This window comes from Pseudomonas kulmbachensis, from assembly GCF_963681935.1.
Classification (GTDB): Bacteria; Pseudomonadota; Gammaproteobacteria; order Pseudomonadales; family Pseudomonadaceae; genus Aquipseudomonas; species Aquipseudomonas kulmbachensis.
This window is the reverse complement of sequence record NZ_OY817088.1, coordinates 730,215-748,423: the sequence shown is the minus strand read 5'-3', so window position 1 is coordinate 748,423 and position 18,209 is coordinate 730,215. Positions and strand designations below refer to the sequence as shown.

The 18,209-nt window shown below is 56.1% G+C and carries 15 protein-coding genes; 8 read left to right on the top strand and 7 right to left on the bottom strand.

Annotated elements, in window-relative coordinates:
* Window positions 1–39: 39 nt before the first annotated feature.
* Complete coding sequence (locus U5A05_RS03590) at window positions 40–540, bottom strand: RNA polymerase sigma factor (RefSeq protein WP_321835778.1); 501 nt, start codon at window positions 538–540, stop codon at window positions 40–42.
* Window positions 541–1,017: 477 nt separating this feature from the next.
* Between U5A05_RS03590 and U5A05_RS03585 the strand changes: the two genes are divergently transcribed.
* The 5 genes from U5A05_RS03585 (at window position 1,018) to U5A05_RS03565 (ending at window position 5,422) form a co-directional block, all read left to right on the top strand.
* Window positions 1,018–2,220 (top strand): pyridoxal phosphate-dependent aminotransferase, encoded by a 1,203-nt coding sequence (locus tag U5A05_RS03585; RefSeq protein ID WP_321835776.1) that lies wholly within the window; start codon window positions 1,018–1,020, stop codon window positions 2,218–2,220.
* 54 nt (window positions 2,221–2,274) lie between these two features.
* Entirely contained in the window at window positions 2,275–3,171 is an 897-nt protein-coding gene (locus U5A05_RS03580; RefSeq protein WP_261740840.1) for a transporter substrate-binding domain-containing protein, read from the top strand.
* Between the two features lie 108 nt (window positions 3,172–3,279).
* A complete protein-coding gene (locus tag U5A05_RS03575) occupies window positions 3,280–4,008 on the top strand; it encodes an amino acid ABC transporter permease (RefSeq protein ID WP_321835774.1) in 729 nt (242 codons plus the stop codon).
* A 2-nt stretch (window positions 4,009–4,010) separates the two neighbouring features.
* Entirely contained in the window at window positions 4,011–4,697 is a 687-nt protein-coding gene (locus U5A05_RS03570) for an amino acid ABC transporter permease (protein WP_261740838.1), read from the top strand.
* Window positions 4,694–5,422: an amino acid ABC transporter ATP-binding protein gene (locus U5A05_RS03565; RefSeq protein WP_261740837.1), complete on the top strand. Its 729-nt coding sequence runs from the start codon at window positions 4,694–4,696 to the stop codon at window positions 5,420–5,422. The genes U5A05_RS03570 and U5A05_RS03565 overlap by 4 nt, the downstream gene beginning before the upstream one ends.
* A gap of 506 nt (window positions 5,423–5,928) precedes the next feature.
* Here the strand turns inward: U5A05_RS03565 and U5A05_RS03560 are convergent.
* The 5 genes from U5A05_RS03560 to U5A05_RS03540 form a co-directional block, all read right to left on the bottom strand.
* Window positions 5,929–6,252 (bottom strand): DUF2790 domain-containing protein, encoded by a 324-nt coding sequence (locus tag U5A05_RS03560; protein WP_261740836.1) that lies wholly within the window; start codon window positions 6,250–6,252, stop codon window positions 5,929–5,931.
* Window positions 6,253–6,397: 145 nt separating this feature from the next.
* Window positions 6,398–6,592: a co-regulatory protein PtrA N-terminal domain-containing protein gene (locus tag U5A05_RS03555; protein WP_321835771.1), complete on the bottom strand. Its 195-nt coding sequence runs from the start codon at window positions 6,590–6,592 to the stop codon at window positions 6,398–6,400.
* Between the two features lie 139 nt (window positions 6,593–6,731).
* Entirely contained in the window at window positions 6,732–9,899 is a 3,168-nt protein-coding gene (locus tag U5A05_RS03550) for a CusA/CzcA family heavy metal efflux RND transporter (protein ID WP_321835770.1), read from the bottom strand.
* Window positions 9,900–9,925: 26 nt separating this feature from the next.
* Window positions 9,926–11,149, bottom strand: a complete 1,224-nt coding sequence (locus tag U5A05_RS03545; RefSeq protein ID WP_321835769.1) for an efflux RND transporter periplasmic adaptor subunit — start codon at window positions 11,147–11,149, stop codon at window positions 9,926–9,928.
* An 87-nt stretch (window positions 11,150–11,236) separates the two neighbouring features.
* Window positions 11,237–12,454, bottom strand: coding sequence for a TolC family protein (locus tag U5A05_RS03540; RefSeq protein WP_321836485.1), 1,218 nt, complete (start codon window positions 12,452–12,454; stop codon window positions 11,237–11,239).
* Between the two features lie 547 nt (window positions 12,455–13,001).
* On the opposite strand from U5A05_RS03540, the gene U5A05_RS03535 reads away from it, so the two are divergent.
* Both U5A05_RS03535 and U5A05_RS03530 read left to right on the top strand, forming a co-directional pair.
* Complete coding sequence (locus U5A05_RS03535; RefSeq protein WP_261740832.1) at window positions 13,002–13,676, top strand: heavy metal response regulator transcription factor; 675 nt, start codon at window positions 13,002–13,004, stop codon at window positions 13,674–13,676.
* Window positions 13,673–15,109 carry a heavy metal sensor histidine kinase gene (locus tag U5A05_RS03530; protein WP_321835766.1) on the top strand — a complete coding sequence of 479 codons (1,437 nt, stop codon included), beginning with the start codon at window positions 13,673–13,675 and terminating at the stop codon, window positions 15,107–15,109. Before U5A05_RS03535 ends, U5A05_RS03530 begins: the two co-directional genes overlap by 4 nt.
* A gap of 46 nt (window positions 15,110–15,155) precedes the next feature.
* Here U5A05_RS03530 and hrpB read toward each other — a convergent pair whose 3' ends face one another.
* Window positions 15,156–17,675, bottom strand: coding sequence for an ATP-dependent helicase HrpB (gene hrpB, locus U5A05_RS03525; protein WP_321835764.1), 2,520 nt, complete (start codon window positions 17,673–17,675; stop codon window positions 15,156–15,158).
* Between the two features lie 98 nt (window positions 17,676–17,773).
* On the opposite strand from hrpB, the gene U5A05_RS03520 reads away from it, so the two are divergent.
* The gene (locus U5A05_RS03520) at window positions 17,774–18,193 is read left to right on the top strand and encodes a polyribonucleotide nucleotidyltransferase (RefSeq protein ID WP_321835762.1); all 420 of its coding nucleotides are present in this window, start codon (window positions 17,774–17,776) and stop codon (window positions 18,191–18,193) included.
* Window positions 18,194–18,209: the final 16 nt, after the last annotated feature.

The following is an 18,209-nucleotide window of genomic DNA, read 5'->3' as shown; positions in this document are numbered from 1 at the left end:
GCGCCGTTTGCGATCAAGCCTTTGCCCATCCATCTGCGATTATTCAAACCCCTCATTGTCCTTGCCTAACTTGCCCAAAACCGCGCGCAGTTGCTGGCGCGCCAACTGCACACGCTTACGCGCATTCTGCTCGCTGATCGCCAGCTTACTGGCCATGTTCTGGTATTCGGCGCCCTCGATACAGCGCAACTCAAGCGCCTCGCAGAGCAGCACCGGTAGCTGATCCATAGCGAGGCTGAGCGCCTCAAGGCTTTGATGCAGGGATGCCGTGTGCTCGGGGCTGTAACACAAGGGTTGCCAGGTCACGCTGTCATACAAGTCCTGATCCAGCCAATCGAGACTGCAGGTAACGGGGGATTGGCGTATGCGGTCAATGCAGAGGTTGGTGGCCACTCGTCTTAGCCAAGCTTGCACATTATCAATAGTGATCAGCCGTTCAGGCTCCTTGTCGAACAGGCTGAACAGACGTAATCGCAGCTCACTGAAAGCATCTTCCGCATCCTGCGAGCATCGGGTCAGTTGCCGACATCGCCTGCGCATGATTGCTTCGTTATCGATCAGAAAAATCCATATTGCTCCCTGCGCAGCACTCAACCTGACATCGCATGGAATTACATCCATATGCCTCGCCATAATCGTTCCTTGACTGACCGCAACGCCAGAACTGGAGGGCTCTGTACCTGGAGCAATCCGTAATCCGGCTGGAACATGCAAGACGAAGCAGAACGAGGATTTGTGACAGACGGCGATGCAATTACAAATGCGAAATTTGGAGCGCTAACACGCGATTGAACAGCCTGCGCCCAAGGTTACACAACGTTGAGTTTCGGGCCTTGGCGCTGCCTGCACAGCAACTGGGCACACCAGCTTTTGCTCCGAAAACATGCCACTTCCAGGACTTTTTTCAGCGTGTCTGCTCAATTGCGCAGGCTTTTTTTTTAAGTCATACTACGTCATACAACTACAACGAAACGCTCAGTGATTCTCAGCGAACCTCCAAAGAAGGCGGGTATTTTCATGAGTTTCGAAAGTCAACGCGTCAAACAAATCTCCTCCTCCCCCAGCATGGCCATCTCCATGCGCGCCAAGGAATTGGCCAGCCAGGGCCGCGACATTGTCGACATGAGCCTGGGCGAACCCGACTTTGACACCCCGCCGCATATCATCGATGCGGCCTGCCAGGCCATGCGCGATGGCCATACCCGTTACACCGCACCGCAAGGCACCCTGGCCCTGCGCCAGGCGATCATCGGAAAATTCCAGCGCGAAAACGGTCTGACCTACAGCGTTGATGAAATCACCGTAGGCAACGGTGCCAAACAGGTGATCTTCAACACCTTCATGGCCACCCTGGAAGCAGGTGACGAGGTCATCATCCCCGCGCCGTACTGGGTTTCGTATTCCGATATCGTCACGCTCAATGGCGGCAGCCCGAAGGTCATCCCATGCGCGATTGATGTCGGCTTCAAGCTGACCGCCGAGGTCCTGCAAGGCGCACTGAGCGAAAAAACCCGTTGGCTGGTTCTCAACTCGCCCTCCAACCCCAGCGGTGCCATCTATTCCAAGGCAGAGCTGCAGGCGTTGGGCCAGGTGCTGGAGGACTTCCCCTACGTGCTGGTGATGTCCGATGAGATCTATGAGCATGTGTTGCTGGCTGACCAGCCATTTGTTTCGTTCGCCAATGCTTGCCCGCAGCTACGCGAGCGTACGCTGCTGATCAACGGGGTCGCCAAGGCCTACGCCATGACAGGCTGGCGCATCGGTTACGGCGCAGGCCCCAAGGCACTGATCACCGCCATCAGCAAAATCCAGTCGCAGAGCACATCAGGTGCCAGCGCCATTTCCCAGGAGGCGTCCCGCGCCGCCCTTGAAGGCCCGCAAGACTTCGTCAGCCGCAGTGCCACCGAGTACGCCGAGCGCGGTCGCTTGCTGGTGGAGGGTCTGAGTCAATGCGAGGGGTTACGCCTGAGTGCTCCGGCCGGGGCCTTTTATGCCTTCCCCGAGTGCAGCCAGTTACTGGGCCGCACAACCCCTCAGGGTCAGGTCATTAATGATGATGTTGAACTGTCCGCCTACCTGCTCGATCAGGCTGGTGTGGCTGTAGTACCGGGCCTCGCGTTCGGCTTGCCGGGGTATTTCCGGTTGTCGTTCGCTACATCTCGCGACCAAATAAAAAAAGCTGTCGTACGTATCAATGAAGCCTTGAGCGCCCTGCGCTAAAGCCTTCGCCCTTCTGCTGTGCCAAAGCTGCCATAACAATAGTCGGAGATGTTCATGTTCGATCACAAAAAAAAGCTGCTTGCCCTCGTCATCGCTGCAGGTCTGTGCGCCACCGTGCAGGCTGATGACCTCACCGGAACGCTGAAAAAAATCAAGGAGTCGGGCACTGTCACCCTCGGCTATCGCGATGCGTCGCTGCCCTTCTCCTACCTCAACGATGCCCAGCAGCCAATCGGCTACAGCATCGAGCTGTGCCAGAAGATCGTGGATCAGATCAAGGTCAAGGTCGGTGAACCCAACCTCAAGACTGAGTACGTCTCGGTGGTCGCGGCCACCCGTACCCCGTTGCTGATCAACGGCACCATCGACCTGGAATGCGGCGTCACCACCAACACCGTCGAGCGCCAGAAGCAGATCGGTTTCCTGCTCACCAGCTATGTGGCCAGTGCCAAATACGCAGTGAAGAAGGCCGCAGGAATCAATAACGTTGACGATCTAAAAGGCAAGGCGGTGGTGGTAATTACAGGCGGCAGCGGTGAGTGGATCACCAAAAACCTGAACCGCGAAAAACAGCTGGGCCTGAAGATCCTCAATGCCAAGGACGGTGGTGAAGCCTTCCTGATGCTGGAGACCGGCCGCGCCGTGGCCTACATCAACGACGATGTGCAGTTGATGGCGACCATTGCCCAAAGCCGCAACCCGGATGCCTACACCTTGCTGTCCGAACCGATGTCCGCTGAACCCTATGCCATCGGTATCCGCAAGAACGATCCGCAATTCAAAACCTTTGCCGACGACGTTTTGCGCAACCTGTACAGCACTGGCGTTATCGAGACCCAATACCCGAAATGGTTCCAGCAGCCGATCCCACCGAAGAACGCCGTGATCAACCTGCCAATGAGTGATGCATTGAAAGAAGCCATCGCCCACCCGAACGATACCGGCGTCTGATTCCAACCTGTCAGGCGCGCCCTGACTCCGGTCATTCAAGCCCGAGCTTGAGTGGCCAGGGCCAAGGTGTGCTGCGATTTGTATTCCCTTTCAAAGGTTGATGCTTTCATGGATTACAACTGGAATTGGAGTATTTTCTGGGAGTCCGCTCCTGGAGAGTCTTCGTCGTATCTGCACTGGCTGATTAACGGAACCAGCTGGACCTTGGCGACCACTGTTGTCGCGTTCGTTCTGGCGTTTCTGATCGGTGGCCTGGTCGGGACTCTGCGCACCACGACACTGCGCCCGGTGGTGTGGCTGTGCAACCTGTACACGGAAGTGTTTCGCAACATCCCTTTGCTGGTGCAGATGTTTATCTGCTTCTTCGTGCTGCCTGAGCTGGTGCCCGTATCGGTCGGTGACTACCTCAAGCAGGACTTGCCCTACCCCTCGTTCTTCAGTGCGGTCGTGGCCCTGACCCTGTTCACCTCGGCCAAGCTGTCCGAGTTGTTCAAGGCTGGGATTGAGTCGGTTGCTGTCGGGCAGCGTGGCGCCGCACTGGCGCTGGGGCTGCGGCCAACCCAGATGTACCTGCAAGTGCTGTTGCCGCAAGCGATCCGCGTGGTATTTCCGCCCCTGACCTCCGAAGCGCTTAACACCCTGAAGAACTCATCGGTGGCGCTGACAATCGGTCTGATGGAGTTGACCGCGCAAGCGCGCAACATCAGCGAGTACTCGTTCAACACCTTCGAAGCATTCACCGCCGCGACCGTGATTTACGTGGTCATTTCGCTGCTGGTGACTTTCGTCATGGGCCATATAGAACGTTCCCTGACCATTCGCGGCGCGACGAGGTAGTCATGTTCGATTTAGATCCAAGCGTTATTGTCCGGGCCATGCCCGCGCTGTGGAACGGCCTCAAATTCACCCTGCTGCTGACCTTCGTCGCCATGTCGGTGGGTATTGTCGCGGGCACCTTGCTGGCAATCATGCGTCTGTCGCACAACCGCGTGATGCGTGGTTTTGCCTTGGGCTATGTCACGGTCATGCGCAGCATCCCTCTGGTGCTGGTGATTTTCTGGTTCTACTTCCTGATGCCCCTGTTGCTGCAAATGGCATTCGGCACTGAACGGCCAGTGCAGATCGGGCCGGTGGTCACTGCATTCGTGACGTTCTGTATGTTCGAGGCCGCGTATTACAGCGAGATTATTCGCGGTGGTATCCAGAGCATCAGCGGTGGCCAGAAACAGGCGGCCGCAGCCCTTGGCCTGCGCCCGACGCAATCGATGATTTACGTCATCCTGCCGCAGGCATTACGACGCATGGCACCGTTGCTGCTGACCCAGACCATCATCCTGTTTCAAGACACCTCATTGGTATACGTGCTGTCCATCGCCGATTTCACGGGTGCCGCGAGCAAGTTCGCGCAACGTGACGGCCGCCTGGTCGAACTCTATCTGTTCGTAGCCTTGGTCTATCTGGTGATCTGTTACCTGCTGTCCAGCCTGAGCAAACGCTTGAAAACAAACGTAGGGAAAACCGCATGATCCAGATGAACAACCTGAGCAAATGGTACGGGAACTTCCAGGTCCTGAAGAACTGCACCACAGCGCTTTCCCGCGGCGAAGTCGTGGTGGTGTGCGGCCCCTCCGGCTCGGGCAAGAGCACCCTGATCAAATGCGTCAACGGTCTGGAGCCGGTGCAAGAGGGTGAGATTTTTATCGAGAACCAGCCTGTCACCGGCAAGGGCGTCGACTTGCCGAAACTGCGTGCCCGGGTGGGCATGGTGTTCCAGCATTTCGAGCTGTTCCCGCACCTGACTATCATCGACAACCTCAACCTGGCGCAGATCAAGGTACTGGGCCGCGATCGCCACGCGGCAACAAAAAAGGGCATGGCCCTGCTGGAACGGGTCGGGCTCAAGAGCCATGCCCACAAGTACCCGATTCAGTTGTCCGGCGGCCAGCAGCAACGGGTAGCGATTGCCCGCGCCCTGGCCATGGACCCCATCGCAATGCTGTTCGATGAGCCGACCTCGGCACTGGACCCGGAGATGGTCAACGAGGTACTGGATGTGATGGTCGAACTGGCTGGCGAGGGCATGACCATGATGTGCGTCACCCACGAAATGGGCTTCGCCCGCAAAGTGGCGGATCGCATCGTGTTTATGGACGGCGGCGAAATTATTGAAGACGTGAAGTCGGAAGAGTTCTTCAGCGCTCCGCGCTCTGATCGGGCACGCAGCTTTCTGTCCAAAATATTGCAGCACTGATTGTTTTTTGCCTATAGTTGTATGACGACGTATAACTATAGGCAAGCAGCACCTATACCACGGCACATCGGAAACCCTGTAGATACCCTGTTCCAGGCCAAGCCCCCTGCTCGCGAATGATCTTCGCGAGCAGGCTTGCTCCCACGTTTGAAGTATCTCAAGCCGCTGCCCCCGAAAATTACAAAAAAGTAATGCTTCAATCATCTACGCGTAAGGTTGAGGTATCTATAATTGTTGGGAGCCAACAGGGATGTAGCCAGCGCATCTGGCGAGCCCTCCAAGGATAAGTAACACGTCTGCAATCATCTGGGCTCACGGCGGTAAAGTTTAAATAACCGGCATCTTTGGAAGCGCTATTACTTCTTGATGATGTTGGGCATTATGACGTCCTTCGGGGCGTCTTTTTTCGAAAATACCTTCTTCATCGTAATCGCTCGACACGCCTGCATTCGAATGACTAACCGTCGTTATTAATTAACCTGATAAAAACGCAGTGGCGGGCAACCTTATTTCTTACAGTGACCTGCCACGGTATATTTAAGCGTATTCAGTTGCCCCTGGGTATCTTCATAAGTCATTGCCGCGGGCACCACTGCGCAGACGTTCGCAGGCTGCACGACACTGATTATCTTTACGACATCCAACTTCATTCCGTATGTGTAATGCTTCGCTACAGGGGCACTCTTTCCCTGGCTGACAGCATACGCCTCCATGGCTTTGGCATTCGCAATCATTTTTTTCTCAAAAGCCTTGTCCACTCCAACGCCTGCAAGTGCGCTGAAAGAGATCGCCAGTGTGCTTGCGAAAGCGAGGGTGATGATGAATTTCATATTTTTTGCACCTGATACAATCATTGCCTTAACGCGACCAACTTCAAGAGTACGGCGTTCGATTTACGAATATGTAATGAACCTTTTTATAAGTAACCCGCCTCACAAAAATGGGACGGGTTGTTTACACTCAACGCTATACGCGTTATTTATCCGCCTCAACGCGACTATCGCTTGATACTAGCGTGGGATTCCTTACTTCATTGGCAACATACTTTTCCATGACCTGATCAGTCGCTTGCGTGGCTTTAGCAAACGTCCGGTCTCCGCCACCTTCCGCCAAGGCAGCGGAAGAAAATAACAACACGCCTGCAAGCGCGAAAATCCGAGTAATGTTCATAGTGACGCCTCATATTTATTCAGCCACTAGCGTATCAATCCGAACCTAACGTCACGGTGGCACCCAGATTACATACTGGTCATCTTTGCCAACTTTAAAGCCCGCTGCCGGATAACTTCAGCGGGCCAGTTGAAGGCATCTAAACGTTGGCTTTTTTGTTCTCTTGCACTGCATCCTCGTCCCGACGGTGCGCCCAGTGATACAACGCAGGCAATATCAACAGGGTTAACGCAGTTGAAGACAGGATGCCGCCAATCACCACTGTCGCCAGCGGTCGTTGGACTTCAGCCCCGGTTCCGGTGGCCAAAGCCATAGGAATAAAACCCAGAGAGGCCACCAGTGCAGTCATCAACACCGGGCGTAGACGTGTCAGGGCTCCCTCATTGATAGCAGAGCTCAACGAATACCCTTCCTCACGCAGATTGCGGATGAAAGCGATCATCACCAGGCCGTTCAGCACCGCCACACCTGACAACGCAATAAAACCAACACCGGCCGAAATTGACAGTGGAATATCGCGCAGCCACAAAGCCATGACTCCACCCGTCAGCGCAAAGGGAATCCCGGTGAACACCAACAATCCATCCTTCAAATTGTTGAACATCATGAACAGCAGGGCGAAGACCAGGAGCAAGGCCACCGGCACAACGACTTGCAGGCGTTTGGCAGCGGATTGAAGTTGCTCGAATTGCCCCCCCCAACTGGTCCAGTAACCCGCAGGGATCGGCACCTCCTGATCAATGGCCTTTGTGGCTTCCTTTACGAATGAACCAATGTCTCGTCCACGCACGTTGGCGCTGACAATAACCAGACGTTTACCGTTTTCACGACTGACCTGATTTGGCCCCAACACCAGATCAAGGCTCGCCACCTCTGAAAGAGCAATAAACCCAATCTGGCCTGCATTGCTGCCAAGCAGCGCCGGGACCGGGATCAAGAGTGTGGACAACCCATCCAGATCCTTGCGCATCGCGTCAGACAAACGCACGACCATGTCAAAGCGGCGATCGCCTTCATACATCGTACCGGCCTGGCGGCCACCGACTGCAACCGCAATGGTGTCTTGCACATCCCCAACGTTCAGGCCGTAACGCGCAGCTTTGTCACGATCGATGTTGATGGTCAGCACCGGCAGCCCTGTCGTCTGCTCGACTTTGACCTCAGAGGCGCCATCAACCCTCTGCATGGACGCGGCAATTTTCGCAGCGGTGCTGTTAAGCACCTCCATGTCATCGCCAAAAACCTTGACCGCCACATCACTGCGCACGCCTGAGATCAATTCGTTAAACCGTAATTGAATCGGCTGGGAAACCTCATAGTTGCTACCGGGCATAATGGCCGCAGCTTTCTGGATCTCGTCTATCAACACCTCCCGGGATTTCCCCGGATCTGGCCATTGATCCTTCGGCTTGAGCATCACATAACTGTCAGAGATGTTAGGTGGCATTGGATCTGAGGCAATTTCTGCGGTACCGGTACGAGCAAACATCCGCTCGACTTCCGGCACCTTTTCCAGCACCAGCTTTTCCAGGCGCTGCTGCATTTCCACCGATTGCGTCAAGCTGGTGCCGGGAACCCGCAAGGCTTGCAGGGCAAAATCACCTTCGCTCAAGCTCGGCACAAACTCGCTGCCCATTCGACTGGCGACGCCAGCACACGCAGCGATGACGACCAAAGCCATGGCAAATGCCAGTGATCGATGGCGCATGACCCAATCCAGAGCGGGTGCATACACCCGACGCGCCCCACGCATGATCACGTTCTCTTCTTCCTTGACCTTACCCGTCACGAACATGGCAATTGCAGCAGGAACAAAGGTGACGGACAGCAGCATGGCGCCAAGCAAGGCGATCACGACGGTAAACGCCATAGGGTGGAACATTTTCCCTTCAACGCCGGTCAGGGCGAAAATTGGCAGGTAAACAACCATGATGATCAACTGACCAAAAATCAGCGGTCGACGGGCCTCCCTGGCGGCAGCAAACACTTCGTGAAAGCGTTCGGAGCGCGTGAGGATGCGTCCGTGACGCTGCTGAGCATGAGCAAGACGCCTGATGGCATTCTCGACAATCACCACCGCTCCGTCGACGATGATGCCGAAGTCCAGAGCGCCAAGACTCATCAGGTTGGCACTGACTTTGTTGGCGAACATACCCGTGAAGGTAAACAACATCGCCAACGGGATGACCATCGCCGTGATGAGTGCAGCGCGAATGTTGCCCAGGAACAGGAATAGAACCGCGATTACCAGGATCGCACCTTCAATCAGGTTCTTCTTGACCGTGGCAATAGCCTTGTCCACCAGGTTGGTGCGGTCGTATACGGGAACTGCTGCCACCCCTTTGGGCAGTGAACGATTGATTTGCTCCAACTTGGCGGCAACCGCCTGAGACACGGTACGGCTGTTCTCGCCGATCAGCATGAAGACCGTACCGAGTACAACTTCACGGCCGTTTTCGGTCGCCGCTCCGGTGCGCATTTCACGACCAATATCCACGGTCGCCACATTCTTTATACGGATGGGCGTGCCATCGACGTTGGCCATTACGATATTGGCGATGTCTTCAGTGGTCGCCACCTGGCCGGGAGCACGGATCAGCAGTTGCTCACCGCTGCGCTCAATGAAACCGGCGCCAACATTGGCATTATTGCGCTCCAGCGCTGTCACTAGGTCAGTCAGAGTCAGCTTGTAAGCCGCCAGGCGTTTTGGATCGGGGGCAATCTGGTACTCCTTGGCAAACCCGCCAATGGTATTGATTTCAGCGACGCCCGGAACGTTACGCATCTGAGGTTTGATGATCCAGTCCTGGATCACCCTCAAGTCCGTCGGTGTATAGGGATTCCCGTCCTCCTTGACGGCTCCTTCCTGGGCCTCGACCGTCCATAGGAAAATCTCCCCCAGGCCAGTAGATATCGGCCCCATAACAGCTTTCACACCTTCGGGCAGTTGTTCCTTGGCCACCTGTAATCGCTCATTGACCAATTGCCGGGCGAAGAATAAATCGGTGCCTTCCTTGAAAATTACAGTGACTTGCGACAAACCCGAGCGTGATAGCGAACGGGTCTGCTCTAGAGCTGGCAGGCCGGCCATAGCGGTTTCAATGGGGAACGTGATGCGCTGCTCGGTCTCCAGTGGCGAGAAACCTGCCGCCCCCGTGTTGATTTGCACCTGGACGTTGGTGATATCTGGAACGGCGTCGATTGGCAGCTTCTGGTAGCTTGAAATACCAAGGCCGGCCATAAGGAGAACCGCGAGCAGCACGATGACGCGCTGCTCGATGGCAAATTGGATCAGGCGTTCGAACATGAGAACCTTCTCGTGGAAGTGGCAGATCAGTGAGCGTGTTCAGCGGAGGCTTTACCCAGCTCTGACTTCAAAATGAAGCTGGCCCCAGCGGCAACTTGAACACCGGGTTCCAGCCCTTGTGTGATCTCGACCAACCCCTGCGAACGGCCGCCGGTCTGCACTGGCTGAGCCTTGAACCCATCATTGGTGCGGACGAAAACCGTTTGTTTGTCCTCAACCGTCTGGACAGCGGCTTGCGGTACCGTGACCTTTGCTTGCCGGGTATCCGTGGCAACTCGTACGTTCACGAATAACCCAGGACGCCAGGCGCCTTGTGGGTTGGCCAAGGTCACCCGGACCGTTGCAGTTCGGGTTTGCTCGCCCAACAGGCTGCCAACATAGGCCACGGTTCCAGAGACTTCGGCGTTCAGTTCCGCAGCCATGACCGTGACCGTGTTTCCCACCAGTACCCTGTTCAAATCCTTGGGCGAGACCCCAAAGGTCACCCACACCCGTGACAGATCCGAGAGGATGAAGGCGTTGGTTGTTTCGCTGACAACCTCGCCAATGCCCAAGTGTTTCTCAACCACAACGCCATCGAACGGCGAGCGCAACTCATATTGGTTACCGCCGCTGGCCACCGAGCTGCCACTGAGTGCACTGATTTTCTGACGAGCATTAGTGAGGGCTATTTCGGCTTCTTGCAAAGCCTGCCGGGCTTGCAGGAAATCCTGTTCGGCAGAGATCTTGTCCTGCCATAGCTGTCGCTCGCGCTCGTAAGTGGTGCGCGCCAACTCCAGGCGACGTTGTGCGGAGGCTTGCTCACTGCGCTGATCCGAAATTTGTTGGCTGGCGATAACGGCAAGGAGCTGCCCTTTTTTCACCTGTTGCCCGAGATTGACATGGACCGACTCGACGACCCCGGCCACTCGGGGCACCACATGCACCGTTCGGTCTTCATCGAATCGAACTTCTCCGGGAAAGGACAATGAGAGGCTAATGTTCCGAGCCTTGGCTTCGACTAACTGGATGCCAGCTGCAGTGATCTGCTCTTCACTTAGAGTCAGGTTTCCCTCTGGCGCCTCACCTTCGGCATGTTTGCCCTCAGCCGATTTATTACCCTCGGCTTCATCGCCGTGATCGTCATGGCCCTTGTCTTCCAGGGCTTGAACTTCCGTCGACGGAGCCAAAGGGCTGCCTATCCACAATGAGCCGATAGCGATACCCACCGTCAAAGTCAGTGCAGTGACGATGCTTAGTTTTTTGTCCATGGTGACTCCTTCCACCGCCCAGTCGACAGTCACGGATTGACCGTGACGAACGATGTAGAGCCGCGGTAAAAAAACGTTTTATGAAATTCAAGGGGTACGAGTGATCGGAGCGATATCACCGAAAATTCGCTCGATGCGCACCCAGGCGTTGGTCGCCTCGGTAATGGCCTGGATGTATTGGGTGCGGGCACTGATTAAGGTGCGCTGTGCATCAAGAACGTCCAGAAAGTTAAACTTGCCCATTTCGAAGCCGCGCGTAGCGGTATCGACGGCACTTTGCGTGGCAGGCAGGATGGTTTGATTAAACGAAGCAACTTCCGTATTGGCAGTCCGCCATTGATCCAGCGTGGTCTGGATTTCTGTGCGCAGACGTAGCTCGCTGGCGTTGCGAAGATCACGGGCTTGGTCGGTACGGCGGGCGGCGGCCAAAACATTGCCCTGGTTACGGTTAAACAATGGGATGGGCATAGACAGCCCCACGACATTCACCCGCTCGCGCTCGAGCGCATCGTATTGGCTGCCTACACTTACCGTCAGATCCGGAATACGTTGCGCCCTCTCCAACTCAAGAGAGGCTTCCCGTTGATCAATTTGCAGCGCTGCCAATCGCAGCTCTGCGGTCCTGTCGATGCGATCAAGCAGCAATAACGGGTCCGGTACCGCTGGCATGGACCGGCTTGAATCACCCACGACCAGAAATACTGGCAAAGGCGCCCCCATGACTAGAGCGAGCTGCTGGAGCGCACTAGCCTCATCCCGCTCAGCTCGCCGCAGCTCCAGGCGCACTTCTGAAAGCTGAACCTCTGCGCGCGTACCTTCAACAGGGGAGGTTTTGCCACTCTTGATGCGACCTTGGGCAACCCGTAAACCGCGCTCCGCCAGTTCAAGTGATTGACGTGCCAAGAGCACTCTTTGCTGAGCCGTTGAGGCGCTGGAAAATGCCTGGATAACATCGGCACGCAGTACATTGCGCTTTCGCTCCAATTCAATCCCGACCGCATCCTGATTTCGACTGGCCACGTCGACCCTGGCTCCGCGCTTGCCCCCAAGCTCGATCTGCTGATTGATCAGCACCGTCGTAGTCCGCGAATTTCTCCGAGTATCTTCAGCCTCCCAGGAGACCTGCGGGTTTGGCATCAACCCCGCCTGCTGCAAATCTCCTTGAGCGATGCCAATGTCCCACTGCGCAGCCGCCAATTCAGGATTGTTTGAAAACGCGGCCTCAAGTGCTTGATCCATGGTCAGGCTTTGCAAAGGTGAAACTGCAACCGCAGGGGGGCCGACCAGTAAAAGTGCACAACCAATACTGACTACCAGGAAGGTCTTTATTGATGCAGCTATTTCTTTATGCCGATGCAATTCAATAGTTCCTATAACGCTAAGTTTCAGTGTTCAACACTTTAAAGCCAGCACTTATCAACAACGTGACTGAAGAATTACAAATACGTTATCTTGAGATTCGGCTGTGTTTTTACTCTAAAATCAAAGGCATTAGAAAACAGATCAACAGGTCGCCAGTTTTACGAGCCCCCCCTCAGCCCGCATATCCCAAATAACATTTACCTCCGCCACTCAAGTACTTTTGCCCTTGTCACTCGCGGCTGGAATCAGGATTTACCGCCGCGACAAATTGTCGCAACACACTGATTTTTATAGCTCAATCACGCAGCCATGACTTGACCCTATAGTCGCTACAGGCTTTAGGCTGATCCATATTCGCTAACATCTGGACCGTACGCCCACACATAACCGAGTTATTTAAACGCCGTTTTTATTTCGATCAGAAAACCATAAGAAAAATAATATTTTCTCTGAATCAACTCATTATTTTTATTAACAGTGGTGACCTATCATGCGAATCCTTGTCATTGAGGACGAGCCTAAAACTGCCGAGTACTTGCACCAAGGCCTGACTGAAAGTGGGTATGTTGTGGACCACGCAGCAACGGGGACAGATGGACTTCATCTGGCGCGCCAACATAGCTATGACGTGGTGATACTTGACGTTAATCTTCCAGAACTTGATGGCTGGGGAGTACTTGAACGTCTGCGTCAGAGCAGTAATGCGCGGGTCATGATGTTGACGGCACGCGGGCGCCTGGCGGACAAAATTCGCGGGCTGGATTTGGGTGCCGATGACTACCTGGTGAAACCGTTCGAGTTTCCTGAGCTACTGGCCCGCGTACGAACCCTGATGCGGCGCAGTGAGCACACTCCGGTTCCACAGGTGCTCAAGGTCGCCGATCTGGAACTTGATCAAGGACGCCACCGGGCTTTTCGTGGTGACCACCGTATAGACCTTACGACCAAGGAGTTTGCGCTTCTGCACCTGCTGATGCGTCAAACCGGCGAAGTGCTCTCGCGCACCCAAATCATTTCATTGGTTTGGGACATGAACTTTGACTGCGACACTAACGTTGTCGAAGTCTCAATTCGTAGATTGAGAGCCAAAATTGACGACCCGTACGATAACAAACTGATCCATACACTCCGCGGTGTTGGCTACGTACTGGAAGCGCGCGAATGAAGCCGGTCAGTCTGTCAATGCGACTCGGTTTGACCGTAAGTATTTTGGGGGCGTTGCTGGTTGTATCGTTGGCTATCCTGGCTTTTTTCGCGTTGACACATGAGCTGGATACGCTAGCCAGAAGCAGCCTGGACAAGAAATTGCAGCAGGTTGAACAGCACCTCTCAATGTACGACGACACGGCCGATGTAAGCTCTAAACCTCACTCGTTGCTGGACCAGGTCATGGGGCATGACAATCTGAACCTGACCATTTATGACCTGACAAACCTCAGAAAGCCCTTACTGAAGTTCGGCTCTGGCTTGTCGGATTTTCGGGTTGAATTGAAAGAAGCGAGCGCGACCGGCGACAAGATTACCTATTCCACTTATACAGATGACGAGGGTCGACACTTTCTTACTGCGTCCAAACTTATCCGGTTAAAGAACGGAGTGAGCGTTCCCGTATTGCTGTCGATGGACTGTGCAAACGATGAAGCGCTACTAAACGCCTATCTTCGCTCGACGATTATTGCTCTGCCGCTTTTACTGATATTCATCGGGATTAGTGCTTGGGCGGTGGTGCAACGAGGACTTTCGCCACTGAGAGAGTTCCGCAAAGTCGCCGCCATGATCTCGGCTCAAGACCTCAGCCACCGACTCTCCGTCGTCAAAATGCCTCAGGAACTCAGTGAACTGGCACATGCAATCAACTTCATGCTGCACAGACTCGACAGCGGCGTTCAGCAACTGTCGCAGTTCTCCGATGACTTGGCCCACGAACTGCGATCTCCTATCTCCAATTTGATGGGCAAGGCCCAAGTGACCCTGACTCGGGAGAGATCGGCACAAGAGTACAAAACGGTGCTGGAATCCTGTACCGAAGAACTGGGGCGCGTCACCCGAATCGTTGCGGACATGCTCTTCCTCGCTCAGGTCAGTCACCCGGCGGCGCTTGTCCCATTCGAGACAATTACCCTGGAGGATGAAGCGCTGAAGGTCATCGATCTGTTTTCGCTGTCTGCGCAAGAAAAACAGATAAGCCTGAACGTCACCGGAAACGGCAAAACCATTGGCGACAGATTGATGATTCAGCGAGCTATATCAAACCTGGTATCCAACGCGATACGGCACTGCCCCGCAGAACATTCCATCTCGGTTGTTATCGAAAAACATGCCAAACACATCTCGCTACTTGTAGCCAACCCAGGCCCAGGGATCGAGTCTCAGCATCTGTTGCACTTGTTCGACCGTTTTTATCGAGTCGACACTAGCCGATCGCGAGGGGAAGGCGGTACCGGTCTTGGCCTGGCAATTGTCCGGTCGATCATGAGCCTTCATCAGGGTACGGCGCAGGTCCAAAGTGTGACTGGCGAAATCACCGTTTTCAGCCTGCACTTTCCTGATATTGCTGGGCAGACCACCTGGCAACAAACAAGAAAGGCTCAAGCTTGAATTGAACCGCCCGCATGACGGCTCAACGACAGGGGCAGAAACCTGGCTATGTCCCTTTCGGCTTTACCCGTGCAGTAGCTTGCGCGACCAAAGGGTCGTCAGGCCAAAAATGCTTGGGGTATCGGCCTTTGAGGTCTTTCTTGACCTCGTCGTATGTCGACTTCCAGAAGTTGGCCAAGTCCTGGGTCACTTGCACCGGACGCCTGGCAGGCGATAACAGGTGCAACTTGACCACTTGCCGACCACCGGCGATACGCGGGGTATCCGCCAGCCCAAACAGCTCTTGCAGGCGTACCGCCAGAATCGGTGGGTGCTCGCTGTAATCCAGCCGCACCGAAGAGCCCGACGGCACTTTGATGTGATGCGGCGCCAGCTCCTCCAGGCGCTGGGGCAGCGGCCATTTGAGCAAGTTATGCACAATGCTGGACAGGTCGAGGTTGGCAAAGTGGCTCAACCGCGAGACACGCCCCAGGTACGGCGCCAGCCAATCCTCAAGCCCTGCCAGTAATGCAGCATCGCTGACGTCCGGCCATTCACTTTGGCCTTGAGCCTCCATATCAAGCTGACGCAGCAACGCCACCCGCGCCTGCCATTGGCGCAACTCCGGCGTCCACGGCAACAGTTCCAGCCCCTTGCGCCTTACCAGATTGATCAGTGCTTGCGTGCGCGCTGCTTCGTCCAGCCCGGTTAGCGGTTCGCGGCTGAGTACCAGCTCACCGACCTTGCGCTGACGCTCAGCGCGCAACACGCCTTCGCGCTCGTCCCAGTCAAGCTGATCGACAACGCTGACCTGCTCGCTCAATACGCCATCCAGCAACCCGGCGTCGAACTCGGCAGCCAGGTAGATGCGCTCTTCACGTTGGCCTTGGCGGCTACCCAAATCAGCGATCACCAGCCAGGGATGTTTCATCAGCACATCACTTTCGGTAAATACAGCAGCACGCCCGTTGGCCAGCCGGTACTCGGCACCGCCGGGTTTGCGTTGCAGGGCGATGCGGTCGGGGTAGGCCAGCGCCAGCAAGGCGCCCAGCCAGCGCGGGTGATCTGGGTCAGTGACCGGTTGTGTGGCTTTGCCGCGCAAGTAGCCGCGATATTGCCGGGCCAGTTGCTTGGCGCGCTGCACCCCACCCTGCCCGCCTCGCGCCGCGCGGCTTTCGCCCGAGAGCAGGGCCAGACGGCTGTGCACGTCCGCCCCGGCGCCGCGCAAAATATCTCGCTCACCCAATAGCGCCGCCACGTCACAGGCCATGTCGGCCAGCCCCAAATCCTGCCCGCGAATCAGCAAATGTGCGATACGCGGATGCGCCGGGAGCTCGGCCATCGCTTGACCGTGAGACGTCAGCTTTTGCTCGCGCAAGGCGCCCAGGCGTTCCAGCAATTGCTGAGCCTGTGCATAACTTGCACCGGGAGGCACGTCGAGCCAGATCAGTTGCTCCGGCGTCACGCCCCAGCGCGCCAGTTGCAGCGCCAGCCCGGCCAGATCGGCCTGGAGGATCTCCGCGCTGCCATAGGCGGCCAGTTGCGCGTGTTGATCTTCGGACCACAACCGGTAACAGACACCAGGTTCCAGCCGCCCGGCGCGACCGGCACGCTGAGTGGCACTGGCGCGGGAAATACGCTGAGTGTCGAGACGGGTCATGCCGCTACCCGGATCGAAACGTGGCACCCGCGCCAGCCCGGCGTCGATCACCACCCGCACGCCGTCAATGGTCAGGCTGGTCTCGGCGATATTGGTGGCCAACACCACTTTGCGCAGGCCCTTGGGCGCGGGCTCGATGGCCGCACGCTGGGCCGCGAGGTCCAGCTCGCCATGCAACGGGCAAAGCAAAACATCGCTGCGCGACCCCAGCGCGTCGGCCAATTGCTGATTAACCCGGCGAATTTCTGCCTGCCCGGGCAAGAACACCAGCAGGCTGCCACTCTCATCATTGATGGCATCGAGAACGGTTTGTACCACCCGGGGCTCGATAAATTCACCGGGCACAAATGGTCGCCCCCAGCGCATGGTCACCGGGTACATGCGGCCTTCGCTGCGCAGGATCGGCGCATCGTCGAGAATGTTGGCCAGCCGCTCGCCTTCAAGGGTCGCAGACATCAGAAGGATTTTCAGCGGCTGCTCGTCACGAAACAGCTCACGACCATTGAGGCTCAGGGCTAACGCCAGATCGGCATCCAGACTACGCTCATGGAACTCGTCGAAAATCAGCAGGCCCACCCCCTCCAGTGCCGGGTCGTGCTGCAAGCGACGGGTGAGGATGCCTTCGGTGACGACTTCAATGCGGGTATTGGGACCGACTTTGCTTTCGAGCCGAATCCGATATCCTACGGTTTCGCCGACTTTTTCACCCAGTTCGCTGGCCAGACGCTCGGCCGCTGCACGGGCAGCGAGACGCCGGGGCTCGAGCATCAGGATCTTCTGACCCGCGAGCCACGGCTCGTTGAGCAGGGCCAGCGGAACACGGGTGGTCTTACCTGCGCCTGGCGGGGCTTCAAGCACGGCTTCGTGGCGCTCGGCCAAGGCCAGACGCAGCGCAGGTAAAACTTCATCAATCGGCAAAGAAATCATGGTGGCTCCAGAACAGAGCGACGAGTATAACGGCGAACAGTTGGGCATTAAGCGCGGTCTTAATGATCCACTCCTTTAAGTGTCCTTGAGGTTTTTGTATGCGAATGTCTTCCCGTGTGATCGGCGGGGTCGTGGTTGCGGCCCTGTTCACCCAATTGACTGCCTGCGGCAGTATTGTCTTCCCCGATCGTCGCGGTCAAATCGACGGCAAGATCGATCCGATGATTGCGGTGCTCGATGCCGTAGGCCTGCTGTTTTATGTGATCCCGGGCTTGATCGCATTCGGTGTCGACTTCGCTACTGGCGCGATTTACTTCCCACCGGGCAAAACCGCACAAATCGCCCCGGAAAAACTGCGCGAAGCCATCGGTGCAGACGGCAAAGTGGATAACGCCAAGCTTCAGGCCATTCTCGAAAGCGAGCTGGGCCGCAGCTTCCCGTTGAATGACCCGCGCCTGATCCAACACAAGGGCAGCGCACAGCAGTTGGCCATGTACGGTTTGCAGCCGGCCGCCTGAAGCCGTTGCCAGCAAA